Source organism: Imtechella halotolerans (assembly GCF_028743515.2).
In the GTDB taxonomy this organism is placed as follows: Bacteria; Bacteroidota; Bacteroidia; order Flavobacteriales; family Flavobacteriaceae; genus Imtechella; species Imtechella halotolerans.
In genome coordinates, this window is record NZ_CP117969.2 from 1415330 (window position 1) to 1436244 (window position 20915).

The 20915-nt window shown below is 35.7% G+C and carries 17 protein-coding genes; 8 read left to right on the forward strand and 9 right to left on the reverse strand.

Going from position 1 to position 20915, the window contains the following annotated elements; all coding sequences use genetic code 11:
* The first annotated feature begins 78 nt into the window (after nt 1–78).
* Entirely contained in the window at nt 79–2571 is a 2493-nt protein-coding gene (locus tag PT603_RS06410) for a TonB-dependent receptor (RefSeq protein WP_040488886.1), read from the forward strand.
* 56 nt (nt 2572–2627) lie between these two features.
* On the opposite strand, the gene PT603_RS06415 is transcribed toward PT603_RS06410, so the two are convergent.
* Nucleotides 2628–2801 (reverse strand): hypothetical protein, encoded by a 174-nt coding sequence (locus PT603_RS06415; protein WP_008240671.1) that lies wholly within the window; start codon nt 2799–2801, stop codon nt 2628–2630.
* A 142-nt stretch (nt 2802–2943) separates the two neighbouring features.
* Between PT603_RS06415 and fumC the strand changes: the two genes are divergently transcribed.
* The gene (fumC, locus tag PT603_RS06420) at nt 2944–4341 is read left to right on the forward strand and encodes a class II fumarate hydratase (RefSeq protein ID WP_008240673.1); all 1398 of its coding nucleotides are present in this window, start codon (nt 2944–2946) and stop codon (nt 4339–4341) included.
* Between the two features lie 46 nt (nt 4342–4387).
* Here the strand turns inward: fumC and PT603_RS06425 are convergent, their stop codons facing one another.
* Both PT603_RS06425 and pta read right to left on the reverse strand, forming a co-directional pair.
* Nucleotides 4388–5575, reverse strand: coding sequence for an acetate/propionate family kinase (locus tag PT603_RS06425; protein ID WP_008240675.1), 1188 nt, complete (start codon nt 5573–5575; stop codon nt 4388–4390).
* A 22-nt stretch (nt 5576–5597) separates the two neighbouring features.
* Nucleotides 5598–7691 (reverse strand): phosphate acetyltransferase, encoded by a 2094-nt coding sequence (gene pta / locus PT603_RS06430; RefSeq protein ID WP_008240677.1) that lies wholly within the window; start codon nt 7689–7691, stop codon nt 5598–5600.
* 93 nt (nt 7692–7784) lie between these two features.
* Here pta and hutI point away from each other — a divergent pair, with 93 nt between their 5' ends.
* Nucleotides 7785–9023: an imidazolonepropionase gene (gene hutI, locus PT603_RS06435; RefSeq protein WP_008240679.1), complete on the forward strand. Its 1239-nt coding sequence runs from the start codon at nt 7785–7787 to the stop codon at nt 9021–9023.
* A 49-nt stretch (nt 9024–9072) separates the two neighbouring features.
* Here the strand turns inward: hutI and PT603_RS06440 are convergent, their stop codons facing one another.
* Nucleotides 9073–9957, reverse strand: a complete 885-nt coding sequence (locus tag PT603_RS06440; protein WP_008240681.1) for a DUF8428 domain-containing protein — start codon at nt 9955–9957, stop codon at nt 9073–9075.
* Nucleotides 9958–10094: 137 nt separating this feature from the next.
* Here PT603_RS06440 and PT603_RS06445 point away from each other — a divergent pair, with 137 nt between their 5' ends.
* Both PT603_RS06445 and PT603_RS06450 read left to right on the forward strand, forming a co-directional pair.
* Nucleotides 10095–11117, forward strand: coding sequence for a formimidoylglutamase (locus tag PT603_RS06445; RefSeq protein ID WP_008240683.1), 1023 nt, complete (start codon nt 10095–10097; stop codon nt 11115–11117).
* On the forward strand, nt 11117–11584 hold the full coding sequence (locus tag PT603_RS06450) for a GNAT family N-acetyltransferase (protein WP_008240685.1): 468 nt from the start codon (nt 11117–11119) through the stop codon (nt 11582–11584). Before PT603_RS06445 ends, PT603_RS06450 begins: the two co-directional genes overlap by 1 nt.
* Here PT603_RS06450 and PT603_RS06455 read toward each other — a convergent pair.
* Nucleotides 11581–13722, reverse strand: a complete 2142-nt coding sequence (locus tag PT603_RS06455; protein WP_162097730.1) for a tetratricopeptide repeat-containing hybrid sensor histidine kinase/response regulator — start codon at nt 13720–13722, stop codon at nt 11581–11583. The two genes, PT603_RS06450 and PT603_RS06455, sit on opposite strands and share 4 nt — an antisense overlap.
* 271 nt (nt 13723–13993) lie before the next feature.
* Between PT603_RS06455 and PT603_RS06460 the strand changes: the two genes are divergently transcribed.
* The gene (locus PT603_RS06460; protein ID WP_008240687.1) at nt 13994–14731 is read left to right on the forward strand and encodes an MBL fold metallo-hydrolase; all 738 of its coding nucleotides are present in this window, start codon (nt 13994–13996) and stop codon (nt 14729–14731) included.
* 51 nt (nt 14732–14782) lie between these two features.
* Here PT603_RS06460 and ettA read toward each other — a convergent pair whose 3' ends face one another.
* The 4 genes from ettA to PT603_RS06480 all read right to left on the reverse strand — a co-directional run bounded on the left by ettA (nt 14783) and on the right by PT603_RS06480 (nt 19277).
* Nucleotides 14783–16477, reverse strand: coding sequence for an energy-dependent translational throttle protein EttA (ettA, locus tag PT603_RS06465; RefSeq protein WP_008240688.1), 1695 nt, complete (start codon nt 16475–16477; stop codon nt 14783–14785).
* Between the two features lie 24 nt (nt 16478–16501).
* Nucleotides 16502–16684, reverse strand: a complete 183-nt coding sequence (locus PT603_RS06470; RefSeq protein WP_008240689.1) for a CAL67264 family membrane protein — start codon at nt 16682–16684, stop codon at nt 16502–16504.
* Between the two features lie 87 nt (nt 16685–16771).
* Complete coding sequence (locus PT603_RS06475) at nt 16772–17413, reverse strand: response regulator (RefSeq protein WP_008240690.1); 642 nt, start codon at nt 17411–17413, stop codon at nt 16772–16774.
* A gap of 4 nt (nt 17414–17417) precedes the next feature.
* Nucleotides 17418–19277: a tetratricopeptide repeat-containing sensor histidine kinase gene (locus PT603_RS06480; protein ID WP_008240691.1), complete on the reverse strand. Its 1860-nt coding sequence runs from the start codon at nt 19275–19277 to the stop codon at nt 17418–17420.
* A gap of 140 nt (nt 19278–19417) precedes the next feature.
* Here PT603_RS06480 and PT603_RS06485 point away from each other — a divergent pair, with 140 nt between their 5' ends.
* Together PT603_RS06485 and PT603_RS06490 are read left to right on the forward strand one after the other, a co-directional pair.
* Complete coding sequence (locus PT603_RS06485) at nt 19418–20281, forward strand: hypothetical protein (RefSeq protein WP_008240692.1); 864 nt, start codon at nt 19418–19420, stop codon at nt 20279–20281.
* A 2-nt stretch (nt 20282–20283) separates the two neighbouring features.
* Nucleotides 20284–20907, forward strand: coding sequence for a hypothetical protein (locus tag PT603_RS06490; RefSeq protein WP_008240693.1), 624 nt, complete (start codon nt 20284–20286; stop codon nt 20905–20907).
* Nucleotides 20908–20915 lie beyond the last annotated feature (8 nt).

Below are 20915 nucleotides of genomic sequence, written 5' to 3' on the forward strand. Positions count from 1 at the left end.
AACATTTAACCAAGATGCCTTAAACCAACATTTAGATTTGTGGTCTTTGTTACATAATTAATAACTAGATCCTAACATATGAGAACCTTTTTCACATCGTTCCTATTGGTATTTTCGATGATGGTCACCGCACAAGGCCCTAAACCTATTAAACTTACAGGTACGGTCATTGATAGCGAAACCAACCAACCATTAGAATATGCTACTATTATTCTTCAAGAAGTCAGAAACCCAGATAAAATTACGGGTGGAATCACAGACAACAAAGGAAAATTTACTGTTGAAGCACCTGCGGGGCAATATAATATCAAAGTAGAGTTCATCTCCTTCAAATCATATGAATTAAAAAATCAAGCTCTACGAGGTGATAAAGACATGGGCGTGATTAAACTAGCCCTTGATGTTGCGCAACTTGATGCGGTAGAAGTAATCGCGGAACGCACGACAGTAGAACTGCGTATGGATAAAAAAATCTACAATGTAGGGCAAGACATGACTGTTAAAGGAGGTTCGGTAACGGATGTTCTAGACAATGTACCTTCAGTGTCAGTAGATGTTGAAGGAAACATTAGTTTAAGAGGAAATGAAAATGTGCGTATCCTGATTAATGGAAAACCTTCCGCCCTCTCAGGATTAAGCCCTGATGCCTTACAGCAGCTTCCTGCCGATGCTATTGAAAAAATCGAATTGATCACCAATCCATCTGCCCGATACGATGCGGAAGGTACCGCAGGAATTATTAACATTATACTTAAGAAAGGTAAAGGTTTGGGAGTAAATGGTGCGTTGAGTGCCTTTGCAGGAAATCCAGATAACTTTGGAGGATCATTAAATTTAAACCTTCGAGGTGAGAAAATAAACATCTTCACAAACACTTCCTATCGTTATTCTGATTCGCCTGGAAACAGTTTATTTGAACAAATTAATTACAATCAGGATGGTACCATTAGAAACTATCAAGACGAGTACCGTAAAAACAATCGTATCAATGATAATTTCAACACCAACCTTGGAGTTGAGTTTATAATTAACGAAAGTACCTCTTTAACAAACTCTTTTGTGTATCGTAAAAGAAGTGGTGAGAATAACACCAATGTGAACTTTTTCAATTTCGATGCCAACAAACTTCCTACTATCCAAAGAAACCGTTTTACCCTAGAGGATGATTCGGATGAATCAGTACAATACTCTCTTAATTTTGAAAAGAGATTTAATGAGGACGGTCACAAACTTACTTTTGACTATCAATATTCGACCAATAACGAACTAGAAGATTCTAATATTACCGAATTAATTCTTAATGACAATAATCAGTTGACTCCCGAGCGCACCATCAATAATGAGAATGTGAACAATCAACTTCTACAGTTTGACTATGTACTCCCATTTGGCGAGAACAAACAAAGTCAGTTTGAATTAGGATATAGAGGGAATTTTAATGATTTTGACACTGATTTTCAATTTGGAACTATCGAGCCTAATGGTGATTTTACGCTAGATAACGACTTTACTAACCGCCTTCTTTTTAAAGAAAACATCAACGCACTTTATACTCAATTTGGTACTCGTTTTGGGAAATTCAATTTAATGAGTGGACTTCGTATGGAAGATACGAATATTGATATTCGATTAGTAAACACAAATGATATTAATAAGAAAAAATACACAAACTGGTTCCCTTCTGTTTTCTTAGGATATGAATTCTCTGAAACAGAACAATTTACAGTAAGCTATAGTAAAAGATTACGTCGTCCATGGTCTAGGTTCATAAACCCATTCCCTTCAAGAACTAGTAACACCAATCTTTTCCAAGGTAATCCTGATCTTGACCCAACATTCACTGATGCCTATGATATCGGATATCTAAAGAGATGGGATAAAATTACGCTTAATACATCGGCCTATTATAATCGTTCCACTGGCGTATTCCAATTTATAGCTTTGGAAACAGGAGATTTTGTAGAAATTGAGAACCCAGACACCAATGAAATAGTGGATGTTCCCATAATGCTTCGTACTCCAATTAACTTGGCTGTAGAACAACGTTTAGGTGTTGAATTTACAACCACCTATACCCCGAAGAGAAACTGGCGTTTTACATGGAATATTAATTTATTCAACCAGAAGTTGGATGGTGATTATACCTATATTAACTATCAAGATGAAGAAATAGTACAGAATTTTGATAGTGAAAATTTCACCTGGTTTTCACGATTGAGCTCTAAAATAGTATTGCCTTATAAAATAGATTTTCAAGCTAATATGATGTACCAAGGTCCTAACCGTACTGCGCAATCTAAAAGTGAAGGAATGCTTTCGGCTAACCTAGCTTTTAGTAAGGACATATTAAAAGACAAAGGTACCTTATCACTTAATGTAAGTGACCTATTTAATTCTCGTAAGCGTATATCTGAGACTCGTACTCCAACCGTATTTAGTTATAGTGAAATGCAGTGGAGACAACGCCAGGTTACACTTAACTTCACCTACCGCTTTAATAAGCAAAAAGAAAGAGAAATGCCGGATAGAATGCGTGAAGGAGGTGGAGAAGATTTCGATTTTGAAGGATAGATGAATTCAAATCCCCTATAGATAAAAAAAAGTCCCGATGGCCATCGGGACTTTTTTTATGATTCTTGTTTTGCTTTTTTAGCAGCGCGCTTTTCTTTAATCATTTCCATGATAGAACCTCCTATCCAATAAGGAACAACAAAGGTCAATAGAAAAATCATTAACCAAAAGCCTATCGTTAAGATAGTTAAAAACGCTAAAAAGCCTAAATACTGATCAAATTCAAACATGATTTCCGGAAATTTTCGAATTCGAATCAAAAGTACATCTTAAAAATCGTTTTTCATACAAAAAAATAAAATTTATTACCAGAGAACCTTTCGTGTAATCCTTTGAGAATGGTTATTTTTGTGGTAGTAAAATTTAACACATATGGAATTCAGAATAGAAAAAGATACGATGGGCGAAGTAAAAGTTCCTGCCGATAAATTGTGGGGAGCTCAAACAGAACGTTCTCGTAACAATTTTAAGATTGGTGCGGCTGCTTCAATGCCTAAAGAGATCATCTATGGTTTTGCCTACTTGAAAAAAGCCGCCGCCTATACCAATTGTGAACTAGGAGTCTTACCTATTGAAAAAAGAGATTATATCGCACAAGTGTGTGACGAAATCTTAACAGGTCAACATGATGACCAATTTCCTTTAGTCATCTGGCAAACAGGTTCAGGTACTCAATCCAACATGAATGTTAACGAAGTGATTGCTAACCGAGCTCATCAGTTAGCAGGTAAGGTAGTAGGAGAAGGAGAAAAAACCCTTCAACCTAACGATGATGTCAATAAATCACAATCATCCAATGATACATTCCCTACAGGAATGCATATTGCTGCTTACAAAATGATTGTTGAAACTACAATCCCTGGAGTAACCCAATTGCGCAATACGTTAAAGAAGAAATCTGAAGAATTTAAACAAGTGGTTAAAATAGGTCGTACTCACCTGATGGACGCTACTCCCCTTACCCTTGGACAGGAATTTTCAGGATATGTATCTCAACTAGATCACGGTTTAAGAGCTCTAAACAATACCCTTGACCACTTATCGGAATTAGCACTAGGTGGAACTGCAGTCGGAACTGGAATTAACACTCCTAAAGGATATGCTAAACGCGTGGCTGAGTACATTGCCAACTTTACAGAGCACCCCTTTAAATCAGCTGACAACAAATTCGAAGCATTAGCTGCTCATGACGCCTTTGTTGAAACTCATGGTGCCCTAAAACAATTAGCGGTTTCTCTTAATAAAATTGCGAATGATATCCGAATGATGGCCTCTGGCCCTCGTAGTGGAATTGGTGAAATATTAATTCCGGAAAATGAGCCAGGAAGCTCTATAATGCCAGGAAAGGTAAACCCAACTCAATGTGAAGCAATTACCATGGTATGTGCTCAAGTAATGGGTAATGATGTTGCAATTACTGTTGGTGGAACTCAAGGACATTATGAACTAAATGTCTTTAAACCAATGATGGCTGCTAACCTATTACAATCAGCGCGTTTAATTGGAGATGCTTGTGTTAGTTTTGACGAGCACTGTGCTCAAGGAATTGAACCAAACCATAGACGTATTAAAGAATTGGTTGATGGAAGTCTTATGTTAGTTACTGCCTTAAATACTAAGATCGGTTATTACAAGGCTGCTGAAATTGCTAATACAGCCCACAAAAACGGAACCACTCTGCGTGAGGAAGCTGTTAATCTAGGGTATGTCACTGCTGAGGAATTTGATCAATGGGTGAAACCGGAAGATATGGTTGGATCCTTAAAATAAATGATAGTATAAAAAAACCGCTCCTAAAATAAGAGCGGTTTTTTTATTACAAACACAGCTTAAATACTTGCTGAGCTATTTCCAATTCTTCATTAGTAGGAATTACCAATACTTGAACTTTGGCGCTATCCTTATGGATTGAACGCACTACTTTATCTCGTAAGGTATTTTTGTCTGGATCCAATTCTACCCCTAAATACTCCATATCACTGCATACCATAGCTCTTAGAGTACTACTATTTTCTCCGATACCAGCTGTAAAAACGATGGCGTCAACTCCATTCATGGCTGCAGCATAACTACCAATATACTTTTTAATACGATAAGCATTCATTTCTAAAGCTAACTGGCAATCTGTATTACCATTAGCTGCGTTGGCTTCAATATCTCTTAAATCGCTAAATCCAGTAAGCCCGAGCATCCCACTTTTCTTATGCAAAAGTTCACTTACCTGGGCCGATGTATATCCAAGTTTTTCTATCAAATAAAAAATTACGGATTGATCAATATCCCCACTACGTGTCCCCATAATAAGTCCATTAACCGGTCCAAATCCCAAGGAATGATCTATACTTTTGCCGTCTTTAACAGCAGTTATGCTACAGCCATTCCCTAAATGAACAGAAATAATCTTCGCCTTTGGATTATTTAAATATTGCATGGCTTTAGTAGACACGTATTTATGACTCGTACCGTGAAAACCATACATTCGGATTTTAAAATCGTCTAAAAAAGATTTAGGTATAGCGTAGGTGTATGCTTTTTGAGGAATACTCTGATGAAAAGCGGTATCAAAAACAGCTACTTGAGTAGCATTTCTAAAAATAGTTTCAGCTACCTGAATTCCAACATAATTTGGTGGATTATGCAACGGTGCCAAAGAAAACAAATCTTTAATTTTTTGCTTTACAGCTTCATCAATTACAATAGTATCTGAAAAGGTGCTTCCTCCATGAACAACTCTATGCCCTACATAAGGTATGTCATCTACATTTTGGATTACCCCATATTCTTTGTCCATTAAAAGCTTTGCAATCATCTGTAACCCGATACTGTGATCAGGTATAATTCTCTTTTCAGAAATTTGATGTTTTTCAGATTGATAGTGAAGCATTGCATCTTCCAGGCCAATTCGTTCTACCAACCCAGAAGCCGTAACCTCTTCTTTTGGCATGGATATAAGTTGAAACTTAATGGATGAACTTCCTGAGTTAATTACAAGTATGTTGGTCATTTAGCGTATTACTTTATTTAGGTTATAATCCTTGAGCTTGTATAGCAGTGATAATTACCGTATTAAATATATCATCTACAGTACAGCCCCTACTTAAATCATTTACTGGTTTATTAAGACCTTGTAGCATTGGACCAATTGCCAATGCACCTGTTTCTCTTTGTACAGCCTTGTAGGTATTATTTCCAGTATTTAAATCCGGAAATATAAGAACTGTTGCCTGGCCGGCAACTTCAGAGTTTGGTAATTTACTCTTCCCTACACTCATATCTACGGCTGCATCATACTGAATCGGTCCTTCAATCTTTAAATCAGGTCTCAAACGTTTTACAATTTCTGTTGCCTCTCGTACTCTATCCACATCTTCTCCTTTACCCGAAGTTCCTGAAGAATAAGACAACATGGCTATTTTCGGTTCAATACCAAAGGCCAAACTACTTTCAGCCGAGGAAATAGCAATTTCAGCTAATTCAGTAGCTGTGGGATTTGGATTAATTGCACAGTCACCAAAAACAGATACTCGATCTTCAAGACACATAAAAAATACGGAAGACACTACCGAAACGCCTGGTTTCGTTTTTATAAACTGTAATGCAGGACGTATGGTATGTTGTGTAGTATGTGCCGCTCCAGAAACCATTCCATCAGCTAAGTTTTTATAGATCATCATGGTCCCGAAATAAGAAACATCTGTCATACAATCGCGGGCAATATCCAGATTCACATTTTTATGTTTTCTCAACTCATAAAAGGTCTCCACAAAATCATTAAAATACTCAGAAGTTATTGGATTAATAACCTCAACCTTAGCGAAATCTAAAGGAATCGAGAGTTGGATAATCTTTTCTTGAATTTTTTCCGGATCCCCTAACAAAATAATATCTACAATATTCAAGGCAGAAAGGCGTTCAGCAGCCTGGAGTATACGTTCATCATGCCCTTCCGGTAATACAATTCGTTTTCTTGATTGTTTAGCACGCTGTAATAAACTATACTGAAACATTCTAGGTGTGATACCCTTAGGGGTAAAATCAATAACGCCTTGTATTAACTTATCAATAGGCACATATTTTTCAAATGTCTGAATAGAGGTTTCTACTTTCTGTATGCTATCAGCATATATATTTGATTTAATAGCTCCAATCCGGTTAGCAACATTAAAGGTTCCATCTTCAACCGAAATCATGGGTACCACCTGAGACAATCCATCAATTAGGCGAAGGATAGTATCTTCAGGGAGTAATCCCCCTGTTAGAATAATCCCTGATATACGTGGATAATTACTGGAAACATTCGCCTGTAGAGCTCCTAAAATAATATCAGCTCTATCTCCAGGAGTAATCACTAGTGTATTTTCCTTTAAGTGATTCAAGTAATTACTCAACTGCATTGCTCCCACACCGAAATTACCGGTTTCATTATCTAGATATTCCTCTCCAAACAATACCTTTCCATTCAACTCCCTTACAATTTCCTTCATAGTCGGATTTCCTAATTTCTCAATCATAGGAATCGCAAACGCCGCAACAGAATCTGGCAAAAATTCCAACATTCCATCTAAGGCAATCTGTAAATTATGCGGCTGTATTTTATTAGCAATAAGAGCCAATACATTTACGTCCTTTTGACTAAACGCATTGTATGCCATCTGCATGCTCCCCATCATTTCTTCTTTAGATTTCCCTACTCCACTAGAGATAATCACTACAGGAATACCTAAGTTTTTGGCAATTAATACGTTCACATCAAACTCAAAGACACTACCCTCTCCTGAAAAATCAGTTCCCTCAACCAAAACGAAATCGTAAGCTGCCTCTACTTGTTTGTATTTTTCAATGATACCATCTAATATCTCCCCCCCCTTATTCTTATTCCTTTTTTTAACCACCTCATTATGGGTGAAAGCATACGTTTGCTCGTAGGCCATATCAATATCAAAATAGGACAAAACAGTATCTATGTGATTATCACGCTCCCCGGTCTTGGCATCACTAATAATTGGGCGAAAATATCCCACTTTAGCTGTTTTTCCAAGCAAAGCACGCATCAAACCTAGGCTAACTAAAGACTTACCACTATCGGGCTCCAGAGTAGCTATATAAATTCCTTTATTCATTGGCTTTAAATTTTACACAAAAGTACCTCCTATTAGAAGAGGTATCCATGATTTTTATCAGTTTTCCATACCTTTACCATTAAAATAAAGAATATGTCAAAATTGCTTATCAATATAAAAGAATTGCTCCAAATACGGAAATCTACTGAACAAAAAGTAAGTGGTGCTGCCATGAAGGAACTCCCAACTATAAAGAATGCCTTCCTGCGAATTGAAGATGACCTAATTGTGTCTTTTGGTCATATGGATGAATTACTAAACAACCAAGCGGATCAAATCATCGATTGTAGTGGACAAATAGTGTTACCTTCTTGGTGTGATAGCCATACTCACATCGTATACGCGGGTAATAGGGAACAAGAATTTGTAGATCGCATTAACGGACTTTCATATGAAGAAATTGCCAATCGTGGTGGGGGGATTTTAAATTCCGCTAAACGACTTCAAGAAACAGATGAGGACACTCTTTTTAACGAATCCAAAACACGGCTGGAGGAAGTAATCCAACAAGGGACAGGTGCAGTGGAAATAAAAAGTGGCTATGGTCTTACAACGGAGGCCGAACTAAAAATGTTACGCGTAATTAAACGACTTAAAGAGACCTACTCTCTTCCTATCAAAGCTACTTTTTTAGGAGCTCATGCAGTACCTAAAGAATTTAAAAATAACAAACAAGGCTATTTAGATCTTATCATACATGAGATGTTGCCTAAAGTGGCTGAACATAAATTAGCTGACTTCATTGATATTTTTTGTGAAACTGGTTACTTTTCTGTTGAAGACACGGAGGCTCTTTTGGAAAAAGCTGCAACTTATGGTTTCATTCCTAAAATACACGTTAATCAATTTACCGCGATTGGAGGTGTTCAAGCAGGTGTTAACCAACAGGCCCTATCAGTAGACCACCTTGAAATAGTAACCGATAAGGATATAGAAGTATTAAAAGATACCATTACAATGCCTGTAGCTTTACCTTCATGCTCTTTTTTTATAAGTATCCCCTACACCCCAGCTCGAAAAATAATAGATGCGGGATTACCCCTTGCGTTAGCCACTGATTTTAATCCCGGAACCACACCTAGTGGAAATATGAATTTTGTAGTAGCTACTGCTTGTATTAAAATGAAAATGACTCCAGAAGAAGCGATTAATGCGGCTACCTTAAATGGCGCATACGCTATGAATTTATCGAACGATTACGGTAGTATTACTGAAGGTAAAAAAGCGAATTTAATCATCACAAAACCCATTCCATCATACCACTATTTGCCCTATGCTTTTGGAAGTAACTGCATTGACAAAGTGATGATTCATGGAGAATTTATTTCATAAAAAAAGCATCAGGATCCCTGATGCTTTTTAGTTTCATTTAACTTTAAATTTATTTCAACGAGAACTTAGTGCTTCCCAATTCATTTAACTTCGTGTCAAATATTTTGATTTCGTAATTACCACCTGTGAACCCTGCACTAGACTTACTCAGATATTCACATACATCCAAGGCAGTGTTTTCAAAATAGAAATTTGAAAGCATACTATAGGTTATGGTTTTATCTTCTGTAGTAGCTTCCGCCTTAGCTCCCATAATAGCTCCAGAAGGACCAGTAATCTGAATATAGAATTGTTTATCTCCAGCTAGGGCGATTTTATTAGAAGCAATGGTAAAACAAACTTTTAATTTATCTGTTCTACTAGAACGTTGGGTAGAAACAAGTTTTCCACTTGAACGCTCAATAACAGCATCCACGGCAAGACGAGATAGACTTAGGGTAGCTCCAATTTCAACTACCTTGGCTAATTGAGTATTCTGCTCTACCAAAGAGTCACTGAAGACTACTTGTTTAGTAAGCTCCACCATAGTACTGTCTCTTTGGAAGGAAATAAGCGAGTTGGAACGGCGAAGTGAATCGTTTTGAGCTAGTAATACTTCTCGCTCCTTTTTTAATACATTGACCTGATTACGATATTTCCATAAAACAGAAATATCAGCCTTCATAGACTTTACAGAATCAATATACTTTTCAATTCTTCCCCTGGCTTCGATGAGCTCTTCATCGGCGGCGTCTGCATCAGCTATTGCCTTATCGTAATCACTCTTTAGGGAATTGAGTTCATCGATTACGAGCTCTTTTTGCTCCGTCAACTTCTGGGTAGTATCCTGTTTATCTTTATAAAGAGTAACTGTATAAGCAGCGACTCCAATTAAAGCGACTCCCAAAAGACCGGCCAGTGCCTTTAAACCACTGGAACTTTTTGACTGTGTCATAAGTATATCTGTTTTAATTTACCAATACTATAACTCCAATATGTTAATTTTATTGTTATGATTTTTTAACAAAAAATAATCCTAAGCTATTTAGCATTGACCGCAGCTATAGTATATTTGAATAAACTTTACCAAACATGAACTATCTACATCCGTTCACACTTAAAGAGCTTAATGCTTTAGTGAATTTTCGCAAAGGAGAAACGAAATATGGCGAGAAGGTTATTACCATGCATCTGGAAGAATCCTTTGAGGCTCAATTACAAAAATCGGATGCACCTTATGTCCTTCTAGGAATTAGCGAAGATATTGGAGTACTTGCTAATTTTGGTTTCAAAGGCACTCGTAATGCTTACACTTCGGTTATAAAAAGCTTACTTAATACCCAACACAATAAATATAACAAAGGGAGTTTGTTACATATATTAGGAGAATTGAGATTTGACGATTTACAAAAAAAGGCTGACTCCTTGAATCCCCAAAAGGAAGCTGAATTGAATCAGTTATATGATTTTGTTGATATTATTGACAAAGAAGTGTCTTATTGGATACAACAAATTGTGGCTGCTGGAAAAAAACCAATTGTTATTGGAGGTGGACATAATAATGCTTATGGTATTATAAAAGGATGTGCGTTAGCGTTAAATAAAAGCATGAATGTCATTAATTTTGATGCACACACTGATCTTCGCAAACTCGAAGGCAGGCATAGTGGTAATGGATTCTCTTATGCGTATGAAGAAGGCTTTTTAAAGAAATACTATGTTTTTGGGTTGCATGAAAATTACACCCCTAAAACCATCTTTAAAAACATGAAAGCACAGCCTGAAATTTTTCAGTATGCCACCTTTGAAGAACTTTACACTCGAAGAGAAAAAGGAGCAGATTATGAACTAAACAAGGCCATCGAGTTTATTAAAGGGACTAAGTTTGGTGTAGAAATCGATTGTGACGCTATCGAAGGAGTTCCTTCCAGTGCGATGTCACCAAGTGGATTTACTGTAAATGAAATTCGCAGATTTATTGCCATGCTAGCTACCAATAAAAACATTGCCTATATTCATCTCTGTGAATCTGCACCTAATATAGAAAACACCATAGAAACGCGACAAGTAGGTAAAATGCTTACTTATTTCATCACTGACTTTATACAATCCTAATGGAAAAGCAATTGGATATTGTTCCATTTAAACCTAATATGGCAAAAGCCTTCAAGGAGTTAAATCTTGATTGGCTTGAAGCTTTTTTCTCAGTCGAACCTCATGACATTGAACTCCTTGATCATTGCGAAGAATCCATAATAAACAAAGGAGGTTTTATTTTTTTTGCAAAAATTGGAGAAAATGTCGTAGGTACCTTTGCTCTTTTAAAAATAGATTCCGGCATTTACGAATTGGGCAAAATGGCTGTTGACAGGTCTTTTAGAGGTCAGAAGATAGGCCAGCAGTTGTTAGCCTTTTGTATTCGATATGCCGAAAAGCATCACTGGAAAAAGCTTGTACTATATTCGAGTACAAAGCTTTCAGATGCCATTCACATCTATGAAAAGTATGGTTTTATTGAAGTACCATTAGAGGTTGGTAATCCCTATCTCAGAAGTGATATCAAAATGGAATTAAATCTCTAATTTCTACTAGCATTTATGTTTCTGAAAATTGTTTGGTAGAATTCATAATTATCATATGGTTTAATTATGATATCATTAATTCCACTCTCCAGTACTTTTACCTTGATTTCATCTAACTCAGATGCGGTAAGAGCCACAATGGGTGTATGGGTATTAAACTTCCGGATTTCCTTAGAAGCTTGATATCCGTTCATAATTGGCATATTTAGATCCATCAGAATGAGATCAAATTCCTGCTCCTCTACTACTTTTATAGCGGCCTCTCCATTACTAACTATGGTACAGGCAAAATTTTCCTTTTCTAGAATATTTTGAGTAACAATCTGATTAATCTTATTATCCTCTACTACCAAGATATGTCTGTTCTTAACAGGTACATCTTCTGCAAGTTGTTTTACCTCTACTGCCTCGGCCTCATGGTCAATTTCAAGATTTAAATCGAAAAAGAATTTGGATCCTTTACCTTGTTTACTCTCTAGGAAAATATCACTCCCGTATAATGAAACCAACTTTTTAACAATTGACAAACCAAGTCCAGTACCTTGATATTCCGTTTTCTCCCGTTCAATCTGTGAGAAGTTTTCAAAAATCGCCTCTTGTTTGTCCTCTGGAATACCTGGGCCATCATCCTCAATTTCTACTCCTAATTTAACGAATTGACCATCAATTGATTTTACCTTCAATCGCAACCAAATATTACCATTTGAGGTAAACTTCACAGCATTTCCTAATAAATTAATTAAAATTTGTGAGATCCGTACGGAATCCAATTTTAACATAATAGGCAATCCTTCATCTAGTTCAACATGCATTTTATTATGACGATGTTCTAATTGATAATTAAAGGACCCTACTATATTATCGATAAGGTTTCTTATATTGGTAGTGGTATTATGTATTTTAACTTTGTTAGACTCAATCTTACTTATTTGAAGCACATCATTTATTAGGTTCAAAAGATAATCTCCAGAGAACTTTAAGGATTTTAAGAAATGTTGGTCCTTAGTATCAAGCTTATTATTCTCAAGTAGTAATGAGGTTAATCCAACGACACCATACAGAGGTGTTCGAAGCTCATGACTAACTGTAGATATAAACTGTGATTTAAGTTGAGATAATTTTTCTGCTTCATCTTTGGCAGCTTCCAATTCCTTGTTATTTTGCTCCAGAAGCTTCGTAAGACGATTCTTTGCTTTATAATTATAAAAGATAGTCACTAAAAGCACCCAAAAAATAAATGCGGTTATAAAAGCTACTATCGTAATAATTCGGTTTTTATAAGCCAATGATTCCTGAAATTCCTTTTCTCGACGTGTTTTATCTAACTCCCGACGATACTCATCTACACTAAATCGCGCTTTGGTAATTTCTAACTGACTCAAATTTGATGCATTGAACACCTTGTCCTTGTATTCATTGTGCTTGGTTAACGCTTTATAGGCCAAATCCGGCTTCTCCATTTCTGAATACATTTGAGATTTGGCTAGCCATACATCCGAAAGCTCTACAAGCATATTTAGCTCCATTCCTTGAACGGTAGCTTTCTCAAAAAAGATATCAGCCTGAGCGTATTCTTTACGCAATAAGTGATACTTCCCAAACAAAAAGTTAATTTGAACACTTGCTGTCTTATCGCCTAATTCATTTATAATCTTTTGGGCGTCTATTAAAAAAGGATAGGCCTCATTTGGTTTGGATTCATCTATAAAGGTCCAACCAATATTAAGTGTTGGTGCCAATTCATCATTTGGTCTATCAAGCTCCCTTGCAATAGTCAAAGCCTTCTGGTAATAAAACAACGCCTTATCAATGTCTCTAAACCCTTCAGAATACACGTTGGCGATATTATTATACAACCAACTTATTAAAAATGTACTGTCTGATTGTTGGGCATTTACAAGAGCTTTTCCGTAATTAATTTCAGCATTTTCATAATCTTTTATCAGCTCGTAGTTAAAGCCAATATTATTATAGCCTTGAGCTTTGTAGTAGGCGTTATTTATTTTGTGAGCTAAATCAACCACCTTGGCTGCTTCCTCAATAGATTCCTTTAGTTGATACTGGGTGTGATACTTTACAGACTCCTTTAAATGTTTCTTAATACTATCAATAACGGCCTTATCGTTTTGTGCGGACAAAACAGCAGGAATTAGTATAAGAAAAAAGGCAAATCGTTGAAGCACTCTGGTTAAGTTAATTAAGTGCAATTTTACTAAAATTAACTGTATTAGGAAATTAATTCGATGAACAACCTGAAAAACAAACCATATTTTTCAAAAAAAATACTTTGAAATAAAAAATATTTCGATTTTAAACAATTTAAAAGAGAAAAAAATACCTAACTTTCACTAAACAACCTTGGTGCTCACAATTTTATAACACTTAAAAAACTATAAGACCATAATTTTGATGAAAACAATACTTACACTTCTTTTTATACTTGTGTTATCCCCATTGGCCGCACAAGATACTCCTGACACAATAGGTAGTATCAAAATTCAACCCATTTTCCATGGATCTCTAGTTATTTCTTATGATAACGCTGTTATCTATGTTGATCCCTATGGAGATATAGAAAAATTCGCTCAGCAACCAAAACCAACCATTATTCTAATTACCGATATCCATGGTGATCATCTAAACATGGAGACTTTAGAAGCTTTGGACACTTCATCTGCTCAGTTCATTGTACCTAAAGCGGTTGCCGAAAAATTACCAGAGAAATATACCTCTAGGGTAATCACAGTTAGTAACGGAAAAAATATCCTTGTTAAGGACAATATAAATATACATACCATCCCTATGTATAATCTGCCGGAAAGTGAAGACTCCCGTCATCCAAAAGGTAGAGGAAATGGATATATTCTAACGTTAGGAAATCAAAATGTATATATTTCCGGTGACACTTCTGGGATTCCAGAAATGAGAGATTTGAGAAACATTGATATAGCCTTTATATGCATGAACTTACCATATACTATGGATATTCATGAAGCTGCTGAAGCGGTACTTGATTTTAAACCTAAGGTAATATATCCATATCACTACAGAGGTTCGAATGGGCTTAGTGATATAGAAGAATTTAAAAACCTAATTTCAAAGAGTAGCAATACCATTGAAGTCAGGTTAAAGGAATGGTATCGATAAGAATAAAAAAAACTGCTGTTAGTTCAGCAGTTTTTTTATATCAACACGCAATTATTCACGAATTAATTTCTTGTATTTAATTCGTTTAGGAGTTAAATCAGTACCTAAACGTTTACGTTTATTTTCTTCGTACTCCGAGAAGCTGCCTTCAAAAAAGTACACCTGGGAATCCCCTTCAAACGCTAAAATATGTGTACAAATACGATCTAGGAACCAACGGTCGTGAGATATAACTACAGCACATCCAGCAAAATTCTCTAAACCTTCTTCAAGTGCCCGAAGTGTATTTACATCCAAATCATTGGTAGGCTCATCCAAAAGCAATACGTTTCCTTCCTCTCTAAGGGTCATTGCCAAATGAAGACGGTTACGTTCCCCACCAGAAAGTGCAGAAACTTTTTTATTCTGATCACTTCCACTAAAATTAAATCGACTCAAATAGGCTCTAGAATTTACCTGACGGCCTCCCATCATAATAAGCTCTTGACCATCACAGAAATTTTCCCAAATGGTCTTTTCTAGATCTATGTTTTTATGGGACTGATCTACATAGGCTATCTTGGCAGTTTCTCCAACAGTAAAGGTCCCTTTATCAGGAGTTTCTTCTCCCATAATCATTCTGAAAATAGTTGTTTTACCTGCACCGTTTGGTCCGATAATACCAACTATACCTGCTTGTGGTAACACAAAATTCAAATCTTCATATAACAACTTATCTCCAAAAGCCTTAGCCACACCTTGAGCTTCAATAACATTAGTACCTAAACGCGGACCATTAGGGATGTAGATTTCTAACTTCTCATCCAGTTGTTTTTGATCTTCACTTAGCAATTTATCGTAGTTATTTAAACGTGCCTTTTGCTTGGCCTGTCTACCTTTAGGTGCCATCCGTACCCATTCAAGCTCTCGCTCTAATGTTTTCTGACGCTTGGAAGCTACTTTTTGCTCCTGTGCTAATCGCTTGGCTTTTTGATCTAACCAAGAAGAATAATTTCCTTTCCACGGTATTCCTTCTCCTCTATCCAATTCAAGAATCCAACCCGCGACGTTATCCAAAAAGTAACGGTCGTGTGTTACAGCAATGACTGTTCCACTATATTGTTGAAGGTGTTGCTCTAACCATAGCACTGATTCTGCATCAAGGTGGTTGGTAGGTTCATCTAATAATAAGACATCTGGTTGCTGTAATAATAATCTACAAAGTGCTACCCTACGACGTTCCCCTCCAGACAATACACTAATGGGTGTATCTCCTTCTGGAGTGCGTAATGCATCCATAGCGATTTCTAACTTGGTGTCAAGCTCCCAGGCATTAGTTGCGTCAATTTTATCTTGTAATTCTGCTTGGCGATCCATAAGTTTTTGCATCTTATCAGCATCCTCATACACTTCAGGCAAGCCAAACATATCATTGATCTTATTGTATTCTTCTAATACTGCAACAACTTCAGCCGCTCCTTCCTTAACTATTTCAAGTACCGTTTTGGACTCATCCAATTTTGGCTCTTGCTCGAGATACCCTACTGAATATCCAGGAGCAAAAACAACGTCTCCCTGATAGTTCTTCTCCACCCCCGCAATGATTTTGAGCAAGGTTGATTTTCCTGAGCCATTAAGTCCTAAGATTCCAATTTTGGCCCCATAAAAGAAACTCAAATAAATATCTTTGAGTACCTGTTTATTGGTTCCCGGGTACGTTTTGGAAACCCGATTCATCGAAAAAATGACTTTCTTATCGTCTGACATCTTTATGTACGTATTAAATAACTATTAAACTCTTCCTTTAAGGGCATTAAATACCCATGCAATAGCAAAAAAGCCTATCCCTACTGAGGCAAATCCCCATCCTGCAACATCATCATATCGAAATGCACCTAAAGCTATCAAGGCTATTCCTACAATAATCATAATCAGGGTAGCATACCCTAAAACTGTATTCTTATTCATTCCCATTATTGAAAATTTTATATTCTTATCATTGGTCAGTTATGAATGCAAATATCGCTTTTTTTATCAGATAAAATCGAATACAAGCATTCCTTAAGAAGAAAGAAGTCCCTTTTCTAAGGTAAATTTTATTAGTCCTACCACGTTTTTTGATCCTGTCTTAGAAAGTAGGCTTGCTCGGTGAGTTTCCACTGTATTTATACTAATGCACAATTTTTGGGAAATCTCCGAAGTGGTAAACTCTTCCATTATCAATTTTAACACTTCATTCTCACGCCTTGTAAGTTTAGGCACATATTCATTGTTTACTTTACCTTCAACAGGTCCAAAAGTTAAATCCTTATGCAAGTATAACTGCCCATTTACCACCGTATCAAAGGCCGTTATCAATTCCTCATACCCCACGTTTTTAGGCAAGTATCCTTTTGCTCCATTTTTAATGGCCTCCAATACTAAACTTTGCTGAGTTAAACTCGTTAACATGATACAGCGTACCTCCGGATAGTTGATACTTAATTCTTTGCATACTTTTATACCATCCTCTCCATTCAAATGAATATCAAGTAATACTATCTGAACGACATGATCTGCTTCCAAAAATGAAGACAGTTGTTTGCTATTGGAAAATCCCTTAATAAATAAGTATTTCTCACTTTTCTGCAGCATCGATTCTATAGCTTCAGCTATAAGATTATGATCATCTAGTACAGCTATGGTATACTCCTTCTGATTCATTCATTTACAATTCTAGTTCAATATAAACTGAAGTTCCAAGAGATTCACTTGAATCCACCTCCATTTTTCCCCTAACTAACGAAAGTCGAGACTCAATATTGAGGAGCCCTATTCCTTTTTTATCTTTTATATAATTAAATCCTTTTCCATTATCCTCGACTGTAATAACTAACGTCTTATTATGCTGGTTAATTTGAACTATTGCCTCTGTGGCCCCTGAATGCTTGATAATATTATTAATCAATTCCTGAATAATTCTGTACACAGTAAGTTGCAACCCTTGAGGTAGGTCATCACTAAGTTGAATAGCTTGGTAGGTTGCTTTTAATTGCTTACTATCATTTATAGCTGAAACAAAGTCTTGCAAAGCTATATCCAGGCCTTTATTTAATAAAGATTCAGGAAGTAGATTATGTGAGATTCGACGAGTTTCTTTAGAGGCATTATCTATCAAATCGATTAGTTTTTGTCCATTTTCGCTTGCTACATTGGCATAAGATGCACTTGCCAACATTTTTGAAGCGGCCAGCATACTACCAATTCCATCATGGAGCTCTTTTGAGATGCGTGCCCGTTCCTTTTCTTCTCCAGTCATCAGTGATTTCAAAGCAACATTCTCTTGCTCTTGCTCCAAGGCTTGGATTTTTTGTTTTTGATTTTTTTGTTGCTGTTTATAAACAATAATGATAAGTAAAGAAACTATAGTGAGCATAATCACCAATAGGACTAACACATTCTTTTGATTTTCCCTTTTAATAATCTCAGCTTCTTGCTGGGCTATTTTTAGTTCATTTTCTGCGGTATTGTATTTAACTCGAAGCCCCTTTAAAGATTGATCAATCTCCAAACTATTTAACGAATCTGTAAATACTTTAAGTTGTTTTAAATAAGTATAAGCCTTATCCATTTGATTAGATGAAGCATAATAGCCATGTAGCAATCCTATGGTTTGAATGGCTTGCATTTGAAAACCATTTTTCTTAAAAATTTCATAGGCCTTTTCTGCTTCATCTATTGCCCTTAATGGCTGATTCATATGACCATAAATAGTCGATTTCACCTGATGAGCAGCAGCTAGCATTCCCGGATGATTTATTACTTGAGCAATGGCATATGCACTATCTATAGATGTAAGAGCTTCATCATACCTATTTAATTGACCTTTATAATCTGCATCATTTTGATATGCTAAATAAGCTATCTCATTAACCTGCTTATTTTTATAGGCAATTTTTAAAACTTTATCATTGTAATAAATGGCGGAATCTATTTCTTCATAAGTACCGTAGGTACGAGACAAATTGGCGTAAATTCCGGCCAAGGCTGCCTCATCATTATTTTTTTCAGGAAAGTCTAATGCCATTTTAAAATAGTGTCGAGCTTCCATCATTGAATTACTAAAGAAAGAAACATTCCCTAAAACTTTTAAGGTATGTGATACGCTTTTTTTGTCTCCTAATTCCTCGAAAACAGCTAAAGCTTTTTTCAGTTGTTCTATACTTTGTTGAGAATCACCCTGTTTAGATAACGTAATTCCTTTTTCGAGATAACCTGCCCCCTTAAATGACAAATCTACATCTTGCATTATTAGAGAATCTGATAATTCAAACACTCTATCACCTCGTTCTTGCATACTATAATAAATTACCTCCTGACGTATAACTCTATAGTAGGCTTTTTGTAGTTTATGAGTATGAGCCAATTCTTTGGCTTTTGAAAAATATCCAAGCGTTCGAAGGGTGTCTTTAAGACCAATATATCTTGTAGAATCTATATATTGATCTATTTTTTCTTCTATTAAGTTTTGTCCGTTGCATACTCCAAAAACGAACCATATAATTACGTAGATTCTGAATTTAGTCACGATTCTTTTTCTTACAAATATAAAAAACTAGTGGTTTTCCACTACAAATTACTTTCATTGTTTTCAATGAACATACTCATATTCAACAACTTTAATTTTGACCTATCAAATTACAACGGACATTATTAAACTATTGAATTATGAAAACCTATCTACTATTTTATGCAATACTTCTTGGGAGCTATCAGAATTCAGAAGGGCAAATATTAAAAAAATTAGAAAAAAAAGCCAAAGAATCTGTGGAACGTACCCTTGAGAGAAAAACGGAAGAAAAAGTAGCTAATACCACTGAAAAAGCGATAGATTCTGTTTTCGAGGCTCCAAAAAGGAATTCAAAAAAAAACCACACGAAAAAAGAAATTGCATCCAATGGAATCTTGACACGCAATACTACTGTAGAAATTGAAGATCGTTACCTATTTCAATATACAGCTACTATAGAACTTGAAGACTTTACAAACAAAAATTCCAAGACAGTTATCAAACAAGGCTATGGTGATCAATCGCTAATAACAACCATGGAGCAAGCCAACAATCCTATAATTATAGACCTGAAAAACCAATCAGCAATTATGCTGAATATCAACAAAGGAACTGCCCAAATTATAGCCCTTGACTGGATGAAAAAAATAACTAATAATACATCCTATTCTTCCTCTAAAAAGCAGCAGCTACCTAAGGTTGAAAAAACAGGAAACTCCATAAGTATAAATGGTAATACCTGTCACGAATATAACATCTATCATGAAGGTGGATTTATAAATGCCTGGTTTGCGCCAAATGTTCCATTCCACTACCAAGATTATTTGAGTGGTATGAACAAATTATTTGATCCAAATCAAAACAATAACTCAACAAACCTCCTACCCTCAGAATATGGCTATCTCATGTTGATGACCATGTACTCAAAGGAGAAAGAAAAACAATCTTCACTTAAAGTTACTCAAATAGATAATAATGTTAGAATGATATCCATGTCCAATTTTAAAGTGCAAAAGCTATAAGTATGAAAAACTATTCAATTTTAATTCTAAGTATAGTATTCTTATTTGGCTCTTGTAAGGATATTCAAGAAAAAGCCATTGAGAAAACAGGCAACACTGTTATTGAAAAAACAATGAAACATATTGGAGGAGCCACAGATAATATTGAAAGAGTAAACAAAAATGATGCACAGGTATCTATAGAATATGATGGGAAAAAACTTTTCGTAGGTGATCAATTCAACACCATTGTGAATGTTTCGAAACAAATGATACTTTTTTCTATAGACAGCCAGAAAGATGATGCAAAAATCAACATAACCTTTTCAGGTCTAAAGGATATGTTAGAATCAAAACCCATAATTGGAATTCACGAAATAGGAAAATCAAATCCAAAGGAATTAAATGGGACTACTATAAATATCCTTTTAGCCAAAGAAAATGATTTCGCATATACTCTTTTCCAAGGAGAAGGCTCTATTATTAGCTTTTCTCAAGAGACAGTATTGATTAAATTTTCTGGAAAAGCAGGTTCATTTACACAAGCGAATCAACCTGAAAACTGGAGAAATATTAGTGGAGAAATAAAAATAAAATACCCCATTACCAATCTTATTCAAGTAGACAAAAAACACCTTTATTATTAACTATTAAA

Coding starts and splice junctions, on each gene's coding strand:
- PT603_RS06440 (WP_008240681.1), bottom strand. CDS start 9,957: ATGACACAGTCAAAAAGTTCCAGTGGTTTAAAGGCACTGGCCGGTCTT.
- PT603_RS06410 (WP_040488886.1), top strand. CDS start 79: ATGAGAACCTTTTTCACATCGTTCCTATTGGTATTTTCGATGATGGTC.
- hutI (WP_008240679.1), top strand. CDS start 7,785: ATGTCAAAATTGCTTATCAATATAAAAGAATTGCTCCAAATACGGAAA.
- ettA (WP_008240688.1), bottom strand. CDS start 16,477: ATGTCAGACGATAAGAAAGTCATTTTTTCGATGAATCGGGTTTCCAAA.
- PT603_RS06460 (WP_008240687.1), top strand. CDS start 13,994: ATGAAAACAATACTTACACTTCTTTTTATACTTGTGTTATCCCCATTG.
- PT603_RS06450 (WP_008240685.1), top strand. CDS start 11,117: ATGGAAAAGCAATTGGATATTGTTCCATTTAAACCTAATATGGCAAAA.
- PT603_RS06425 (WP_008240675.1), bottom strand. CDS start 5,575: ATGACCAACATACTTGTAATTAACTCAGGAAGTTCATCCATTAAGTTT.
- PT603_RS06470 (WP_008240689.1), bottom strand. CDS start 16,684: ATGGGAATGAATAAGAATACAGTTTTAGGGTATGCTACCCTGATTATG.
- PT603_RS06415 (WP_008240671.1), bottom strand. CDS start 2,801: ATGTTTGAATTTGATCAGTATTTAGGCTTTTTAGCGTTTTTAACTATC.
- PT603_RS06490 (WP_008240693.1), top strand. CDS start 20,284: ATGAAAAACTATTCAATTTTAATTCTAAGTATAGTATTCTTATTTGGC.
- PT603_RS06475 (WP_008240690.1), bottom strand. CDS start 17,413: ATGAATCAGAAGGAGTATACCATAGCTGTACTAGATGATCATAATCTT.
- fumC (WP_008240673.1), top strand. CDS start 2,944: ATGGAATTCAGAATAGAAAAAGATACGATGGGCGAAGTAAAAGTTCCT.
- PT603_RS06445 (WP_008240683.1), top strand. CDS start 10,095: ATGAACTATCTACATCCGTTCACACTTAAAGAGCTTAATGCTTTAGTG.
- pta (WP_008240677.1), bottom strand. CDS start 7,691: ATGAATAAAGGAATTTATATAGCTACTCTGGAGCCCGATAGTGGTAAG.
- PT603_RS06485 (WP_008240692.1), top strand. CDS start 19,418: ATGAAAACCTATCTACTATTTTATGCAATACTTCTTGGGAGCTATCAG.